Annotated in this window: 7 protein-coding genes; 4 read left to right on the top strand and 3 right to left on the bottom strand. The window is 71.3% G+C overall.

Features of this window, described 5'->3' with window-relative positions; translation table 11 throughout:
- A partial coding sequence (locus DJ74_RS12310) for a molybdenum cofactor guanylyltransferase (protein WP_094527425.1) occupies window positions 1-701 on the bottom strand: 701 nt, incomplete at its 3' end.
- Between the two features lie 141 nt (window positions 702-842).
- Here DJ74_RS12310 and pdxS point away from each other — a divergent pair.
- Together pdxS and DJ74_RS12300 are read left to right on the top strand one after the other, a co-directional pair.
- Window positions 843-1,751 (top strand): pyridoxal 5'-phosphate synthase lyase subunit PdxS, encoded by a 909-nt coding sequence (pdxS, locus tag DJ74_RS12305; RefSeq protein WP_094524162.1) that lies wholly within the window; start codon window positions 843-845, stop codon window positions 1,749-1,751.
- A gap of 135 nt (window positions 1,752-1,886) precedes the next feature.
- Window positions 1,887-2,453, top strand: coding sequence for a hypothetical protein (locus DJ74_RS12300; RefSeq protein ID WP_094524163.1), 567 nt, complete (start codon window positions 1,887-1,889; stop codon window positions 2,451-2,453).
- 69 nt (window positions 2,454-2,522) lie between these two features.
- On the opposite strand, the gene DJ74_RS12295 is transcribed toward DJ74_RS12300, so the two are convergent.
- Window positions 2,523-3,404, bottom strand: coding sequence for a homoserine kinase (locus DJ74_RS12295; RefSeq protein ID WP_094524164.1), 882 nt, complete (start codon window positions 3,402-3,404; stop codon window positions 2,523-2,525).
- Between the two features lie 138 nt (window positions 3,405-3,542).
- Window positions 3,543-3,794: a hypothetical protein gene (locus tag DJ74_RS12290; RefSeq protein WP_094524165.1), complete on the bottom strand. Its 252-nt coding sequence runs from the start codon at window positions 3,792-3,794 to the stop codon at window positions 3,543-3,545.
- Between the two features lie 137 nt (window positions 3,795-3,931).
- On the opposite strand from DJ74_RS12290, the gene DJ74_RS12285 reads away from it, so the two are divergent.
- Window positions 3,932-5,206, top strand: coding sequence for a TIGR00341 family protein (locus DJ74_RS12285; RefSeq protein WP_094527431.1), 1,275 nt, complete (start codon window positions 3,932-3,934; stop codon window positions 5,204-5,206).
- 194 nt (window positions 5,207-5,400) lie between these two features.
- Window positions 5,401-7,548 (top strand): formate/nitrite transporter family protein, encoded by a 2,148-nt coding sequence (locus DJ74_RS12280; protein ID WP_176451346.1) that lies wholly within the window; start codon window positions 5,401-5,403, stop codon window positions 7,546-7,548.
- The last annotated feature ends 60 nt before the right edge of the window (window positions 7,549-7,608 follow it).

Below are 7,608 nucleotides of genomic sequence, written 5' to 3'. Positions count from 1 at the left end.
CGACCGTCGGTGTCGCCGTCGGCCGCCGTCTCGATCGCCTCCGCGACCGCGTCCGCCGCCGCCGACAGCTCCTCTCGCGTGTTAACGTTCGTGAACGTCCGTTCCGTCGTCCGCGAGCGGATCGCCTCGTCGCCGACGACGACGCGGTCCAGCTCGTCCAGCGCCGCCAGTACCTTCCGGTCGCCGCGGGCGAGCGCGCGGTCGCAGGCGTCGGCCATCGCGTCGGCATGGTAGACCGCCTGCGTCGTCTGAAGCCATCGGTCGTCGAGCCGCGGGACCGCCGCCTCGCGCCCCGCCGCGTCCTCGCGGAGAGACGCGAGGAACCCCGGGTCGACGAACGGCATGTCGCAGGCGACGACGGCGACGTACGCCGAGGGGGCGGCCCGGCAGGCGTTGCGGATCCCGGCCGTCGGCCCGAGGTCGGGCTCGTCGTCGAGCGCCCACGTCACCGGGAGCGCGACCCCCTCCACGGCGGCCGCGATCGCCTCGCGCTGGTCCGGCCGGCAGTTGATCACGAGGTCGTCGACGACGGGGTCGCCGCCCGCGGCGCGGGCCGCGCCCGGCGGGACCGGGTCCCCCCGCCCCGCGAGCCGGTCCGCCACCCGTCGGATCATGGGGGTTCCGGCGAGCGCGGCGACTGACTTGTCGCGGTCGCCGAAGCGGGTCGAGCGACCGCCGGCGACGATGGCTCCGGTCGTCATGGCCGGATCTGCGACGGCCGATGACTTCGGCGTTGCGGTGGCGACGAACGGCGGGGTTTCGGGGTCGAATCCCGGCCGCCGAGCGAATCGGTATCCCGGCGAAAGCGACCCGTTAAGTGCCCGGCGACCCACGGATCCAGTATGGCAGAGGCCACCGATCTGGAGGAGCTGAAGCGGGGGACCGAACTGGTCAAGCGCGGCTTCGCGCTGATGCAGAAGGGCGGCGTTATCATGGACGTCGTCAACCGCGAACAGGCCCGCATCGCGGAGGACGCCGGCGCGGTCGCCGTGATGGTGCTGGAGCACGTCCCGGCGGACATCCGTAAGCGCGGCGGCGTCGCCCGGATGCCCGACCCCGAGCGGGTCCCCGAGGTCATCGACGAGGTCTCGATCCCGGTGATGGGGAAGTCGCGCATCGGCCACCGGAAGGAGTCCGAGATCCTGGAGGCGCTCGGCGTCGACATGATCGACGAGTCGGAGGTGCTGACGCCCGCCGACGACGAGTACCACACCGACAAGCGCGACTTCGCGTCGCCGTTCGTCTGCGGGGCCCGCAACCTCCCCGAGGCGCTCCGTCGCATCCGCGAGGGCGCGGCGATGATCCGCACGAAGGGCGAGGCCGGCACCGGCGACGTCAACCAGGCCGTTCAACACCAGCGCACCATCAAAAACCAGATCCGGACGCTCACCGGCCTCAACTACGAGGAGCGCGAGAAGTGGGCCCGCGAGCACGGCGCTCCCCGAGACCTGGTCCACGAGACCGCAGAGGCCGGTCGGCTCCCGGTCGTCAACTTCGCCGCCGGCGGGATCGCGACCCCGGCCGACGCGGCGCTGATGATGTACCACGGCTGTGACGGCATCTTCGTCGGCTCCGGCATCTTCGGCGCGGAGGACCCCGCGGCGATGGGCACCGCCGTCGTCGAGGCCGTCAACAACTGGGACGACCCCGAGGAGCTCGCCCGGATCGCGAGCGGCACCGGCAAGGGCATGAAGGGCCAGTCCAACGAGGACATGCCCGAGGAGGAGAAGCTGCAGGGCCGCGGCGTTTAAGTAGCGAGCTTCGATTTCGGTGCGGGTTCCGCGGACGACGGGAGCGCCGGATATGTGTGAATCGCCGTCACTGAAGCCAAAACGGACGTTTTAGCGACCGGAACTATTACTCACCGGAGGCGAAATAGCAAGCGTATGAACCGACGAGGCTGCCTCTCCGGAGTCGCGGGGTGTCTCGCGGCGACGCTCGCGGGGTGTACCCGGGGAGCCCCCGATGAGGACGGGGGAACCGCCGGCGACGGCGCCGAGACCCCCGGGACGGGCTGTGCGCAGGACCCGGCGACCGCCGGCGACGACGAGGAGCGGTTCCTCGCGGCGAACGAGACCCCCGAGAGCCCCGGTGCCCGAGAGCTCTTGGCCGCCGTCGAGGCGGAGACCGACGGGCTGACCCGGTTCACGGACGACGACGGCACCGAGCGGGTCGGGTTCGATGAAGGCGGAGACGTCTGGGAGCTCAGGTATCGCGGCGCCCCCCACGCCGGGGAGGACCGGTTTCGAGGAGAGATCTCGGCGTTGTCCGCGGCGTTCGCGTCGAACCCGCCGGACGGCGTGTCGCTGTGGGCCACCTCGCTCCACGAGTGCACGACCGGGACGTGGCACGTCTGCGCCGAGGCCGCGGCGGCGTTCGATCGCGGAGAGCTCGGCCGAGAAGCGTTCGTCGACAGGGTCTGGGACACCGCGGAGATCGAGAACAACTGTTGAGCGCGGCTCGTGGCCGACGAGCCGGCGGCTCGCCGTCGACGACCCGGCGTCCGGTCACCGCCGGATCGCCTACCCCTCCAACACCGTCGACCCTTTTCCGATCCGGGTCTGGTAGGCGCGGGCGTCTATCCCGGCGCCGGAGAAGGCGTCGAGCATCGCGGCGGCGACTCCTCGCCGGCGGTCCTCGCGGCAGACGGCGATGATCGCGGGCCCGGCGCCGCTGACGGTGACGCCCGTCGCCCCGGCGTCGAAGGCGGCGGCGCGCACCTCGTCGTAGCCCGTTATCAGGCGGGCGCGCTCCGGGGTGACGACCGGGTCGGACATGCCGGCGCCGACGAGGTCGGGGTCGGAGCGGCACATCCCGATCGCGAGCGTCGCCGCGTTGCCGACCGTCTCGACGAGGTCCTCCATCGGCGCGCTCTCGGGGACGACCCGACGCGCGTCCCGAGTGGAGACCGCAACGTCCGGGAGACAGACGACGAGGGGGACCGCGGCGTCGACCGCGTGGGTCGCCTCGCTCGTCGTCACCGTGAACCCGCCGAGGATCGAGGGGGCGACGTTGTCGGAGTGGGCGACGCCGGAGACGACCGCCTCCCCCTCCGCGGCGATCGGGACCAGCTCCGAGCGGGAGAGCCCCCGGTCGTACAGCCGGTTGAGCGCGACCGCGGCGCCGGCCGCGCTGGCGGCCGAGGAACCGAGCCCGGAGGCCGGGCGGACCCCCTTGTCGATGTGGATGCGCGCCGGCGCGTCGAGGGCCTCGACGACCGCGCCGACGGTGTTCTTCTCGGGGTCCTCCGGGATGTACTGCGCGCCGACCCCGGTGACCTCGATCGTCGTCTCCGCCGCCTTCTCGACGGTGACGACGTCCGCCGGCCGGGTGAGGGCCGCGCCGAACACGTCGAACCCGCTACCGAGGTTCGCGCTCGTGGCGGGTGCCCGTACCGTGACCATGGCGAGGAGTGTCGCCCGGGGTGCAAAAAGGAGCGGGATCGAACAACGACGGACGGGATCGGCGACCGCCTCCGACCGCGCCGCTGGGCGGGGAACGAGCGAGGAGAGCGGAGACGCCTGAAACGAGTCGCGCGCCGGTCAGCTGTCGGCCATCGTCCACAGCAGCGTGCCGATGAGGATCAGCGGGATACCGATCAGGATGTACGTCTTGGGCATCGTCGTGTACGGCGCGACGAGGAAGATCAGCCCGAAGCCGCCGAAGACGGAGGCGATCACGCGCTGGGACTTCAGCGGCGCGGCTCCGAGCAGCGAGACGATGAACCCGAGCAGTATGACGTGCCCGAGATGGTAATCGAGCAGGAACGTGTCGATAGCCAGCGGCGAGAGCATTCTTGTCCGAAGGTGCGAGGGATTCGCGCATTAAAGTTCCGTTTCTCGCGAGACCGCCGAGGGACGGGCCGACATCCCCCACCGCCCGTTATAAGCACCGGCGGCGTGACCCCCCCACCGTGCGACTCGTTCAGGTCATGATCCCGGCGGGGAAGCGCGCGGCCGTGGTCCGGGCGCTCGACGACGAGGGCGTGGACTACGTCGTCACCGACGAGACGAGCGGGCGCGAGTACACGGCGGTCGCGACGTTCCCGCTCCCGACCGCCGCGGTCGAGCCCGTCCTCGAACGCCTCCGCGAGGCGGGGATAGACGAGAGCACCTACACGGTCATCGTCGCAGCCGAGACGGTCATCTCCCGGCGGTTCGAGGCGCTCGAGGAGGAGTACGAGCGGGAATCCGAGCGCGGGGGCGACCGGATCTCCCGGGAGGAGCTACAGGCGAAGGCGGACGACCTCGCGTCCGGTGTCGGCACGTACGTGTTGATGACCGTCATCTCGGCGGTGATCGCGACAGCCGGCCTCCTGCTCGACTCGCCGGCGACGGTCGTGGGGTCGATGGTTATCGCTCCCCTGATCGGTCCCGCGATGTCGGCCGCGATCGGCACCGTCGTCGACGACGAGGACATGTTCAGGCGCGGCGTGCGGATGCAGGTGCTCGGGGTCGTCGTCGCGGTCGCGGCCGCGACGCTGTTCGCGTTCGTCCTGCGGACCTTCGCCTTAGTGCCGCCCGGGCTCAACCCGCTCGAACTCGCCGAGGTGTCGGAGCGGCTCGCCCCGAACGTCCTGGTGCTCGTCGTGGCGATCGGCGCCGGGATCGCCGGGATCGTCTCGCTGATGACGGGCGTCTCCGCGACGCTGGTCGGCGTGATGATCGCGGTGGCGCTCATCCCGCCGGCGGCCGCCGTCGGCATCGGGATCGCGTTTCGGATCCCCCGGCTCGTGGTCGGCGCGGGCGTGATCGTCGCGGTGAACGTCCTCTCGATCAACCTCTCCGCGCTGGTGATGCTGTGGTACGAGGGGTATCGGCCGCAGCGGTGGTTCCGCGAGGACGACGCGCGCGCCGCCTTCGTGAAGCGCGCCGCGATCCTCGTCGCCGCCATCGCGGTGCTGTCGGTGTTCCTCGGCGGCGTCACCTACGATTCGTACGTCGCCTCCACGACCGAGTCGGACATCCGAACCGCCGCGAGCGACGAGTTGGCCGCGATGGACGCCGGGATGGAGCTGATCGAACTCGAGGTCGAGCGGGGCGGGAGCGTCCCGCCGCTCGACACCGAGCGCGTGGTGGTCACGGTCGGGGCGCCGCCGGGCGTCGGCGTCGGGGGGATCGCCGAGGCGCTCGACCGCCGGATCGAGGCGACGATCGGCGAGGACGTCCGGGTGGAGGTGCGGCTCGTGACGATCGAGCGCGCCTGACGCCGCGGCGCGCGGCGCGCGTTCCGGACGTTCGGGCGTGCCCGTCGCGCGTTCGTGCGGAAATGCGGGGATATCAGTGGCGAAACGTGACGTTCGACGGTTCTGACGGCCACTGGCGGAAGAGGAAGTACTTTTTAACAGCGCCGCAGACGGTAGGGACAGTGACCGATTCGAAACGGCCCGACGACGATTCGATGCGCGAGGTCGTCGAGCGCTCCCGGAGCGGGGCGCCGGCGGTCGGCGAGGCGGTCCGGGACCGCTTCTCGTCGGACGAGGTGTTCCAGCGGATCGTCGCCGCCGCGGACGAGGAGGTGACCTCGGGCGGGCGCGAGCTGTTCTTCAGCGGCGTCGCCGCGGGGCTGGCGATCACGATCACGTTCATGCTGTACGTCTCGCTGACCGCCGCCACCGACGGCCACCCGATACTGAGCGTCCTCCTCTATCCGCTCGGCTTCGTCTACATCATCATCGGCGGCTACCAGCTGTACACCGAGAACACGCTGCCGCCGGTGGCGCTGACGCTGGAACGGCTCGCCAGCCTGCCGACGCTGCTGCGTCACTGGGGGATCGTCCTCGCCGGGAACTTCACCGGGGGCGCGTTCGGCGCGGTCGTGCTCTCGTACGGCGGCGTCTTCTCCGAGGAGGGCGCCGTCGAGTCCGCGATCTACATCTCGACCGGCGGGCTCGACGTCGGCTTCTGGCCGCTCTTCTTCAAGGCCGCGATGGCCGGCCTCATCGTCGCCGGCGTCGTCTGGGTCGGCTTCGCCTCCACCAACTCCGTCACCCGACTGCTCGTCGTCTACCTCGCGTTCCTCGCGATCCCGCTCGGGAACCTCTACCACGTCGTCGTCTCGTTCACCGAGGTGCTGTACCTGCTGTTCGCACAGCAGCTCGGGCTGTACACCGGCGGCATCACTCTTCTCGGCGGGCTCGGCGGCTTCGTCCTCCCGGTGCTGCTCGGGAACACGATCGGCGGGGTGGTGCTCGTCACACTCGTGAACTACTTCCAGACCAGCGAGGAGCGGTTAGAGGAGGCGCGCTTCGAGGGGATGACCCGCCGGCTGACGGTGCCCGAGTGGGTGCTCGGTCGGGCCGCGGGGCGCTCGTACGTCCCCATCCTGGACGCCACGGAGGCCACGCTGTTCGCCAACGAGGGGTACCGGATCATGGTGCCGATCACGAACCCGCGGACCGACGGCCCCATGATCGAACTGGCGAGCCGGCTCGCCAGCGACCACGAGGACGGGCTCGTCCACATCGTCCACGTCGTCCAGGCGCCGGAGCGGATGTCGCTGTCGGCCGGCGCGGGCCGGATCGCCGACGTCTCGGAGGAGGGAATGGCCGGGCTCCGCGACACCGCCGAGGGGTACGACGTCGACGTCTCGACGTCGACCGTCGTCTCGCACCGGTCGTTCGAGGAGGTGTTCAACATGGCCCGCCGGACCCGCCCGGAGGCCGTGCTGATGGGCTGGGGCGAGGACCAGCTGTGGAGCGCCGCCCGCGCGGAGCGCCCGATCGACGAGCTCACCAACCAGCTCCCCTGCGACTTCCTCATCCTGAGCGAGAGCGACCTCGACACCTCGCGGGTCCTCCTCCCCACCTCCGGGGGGCCGGACTCCGGGCTCGGCGCGGAGGTCGCGAGCGTGCTCTCGCGGACCGCCGGCGCCGAGGTGTCGCTGCTACACGTCGTCGACGGCCCGGAGGACCGCGCCGCTGGCGAGGGGTTCCTCACCAACTGGGCGGCGGAAAACGACCTCGCGGGCGCGAACAAGATCGTCGACGACGGCGGCGACGTCGAGGGCGCCATCGCGCGCGAGGCAGAGAACACCACCCTCGTCATCATCGGCGCGACGGAGAAGGGGCTCCTCTCCAGGCTCGTCTCGGACTCGCTGCACCTGGACGTGATCCACGACGTCGACTGCTCGGTGCTGCTCGCCGAGCGCCCCAGCAGCCGCTCGATCCGCGATCGGCTGTTCGGATCGGGACGGCGGGTGACCGGGCCGCCCGACGGCGGCGTCGAGCGCGACGACGGCGCGTCGCGGGGCGCCGAGCTCTCCGGCCCGGACGATTCCGGCCCCGCACCGCTCGCGGCCGTCGGCTCTGACGACGGTGGAGACGCCGCCGACGAGGGGGCCACAGAGCAGCGCCCCGACGACGAGCCGAGCGAGTCGACGGTGATCACCGACCACGTCGGTCCGGACGACGAGGAGGCGGGCGGCGACGGGAGCGACGGGGCCCCGCCGGAGCCCTCGGTCGTCACCGACCACGACGACTCGGACGACGAGGAGGCGGACGGGGAGAAAGCGGACGGCCGCAGAGACGCGACGGACGACGCGGCGTGATCGATCGCGGCGCGGGGCGACGCGCCCGATAGCGCAAACGGCTCTTTGTCTCACCGGCGA

This window comes from Halorubrum sp. Ea8 (assembly GCF_002252925.1).
Taxonomy (GTDB): Archaea; Halobacteriota; Halobacteria; order Halobacteriales; family Haloferacaceae; genus Halorubrum.
This window is presented reverse-complemented; position numbering and strand designations above follow the sequence as displayed.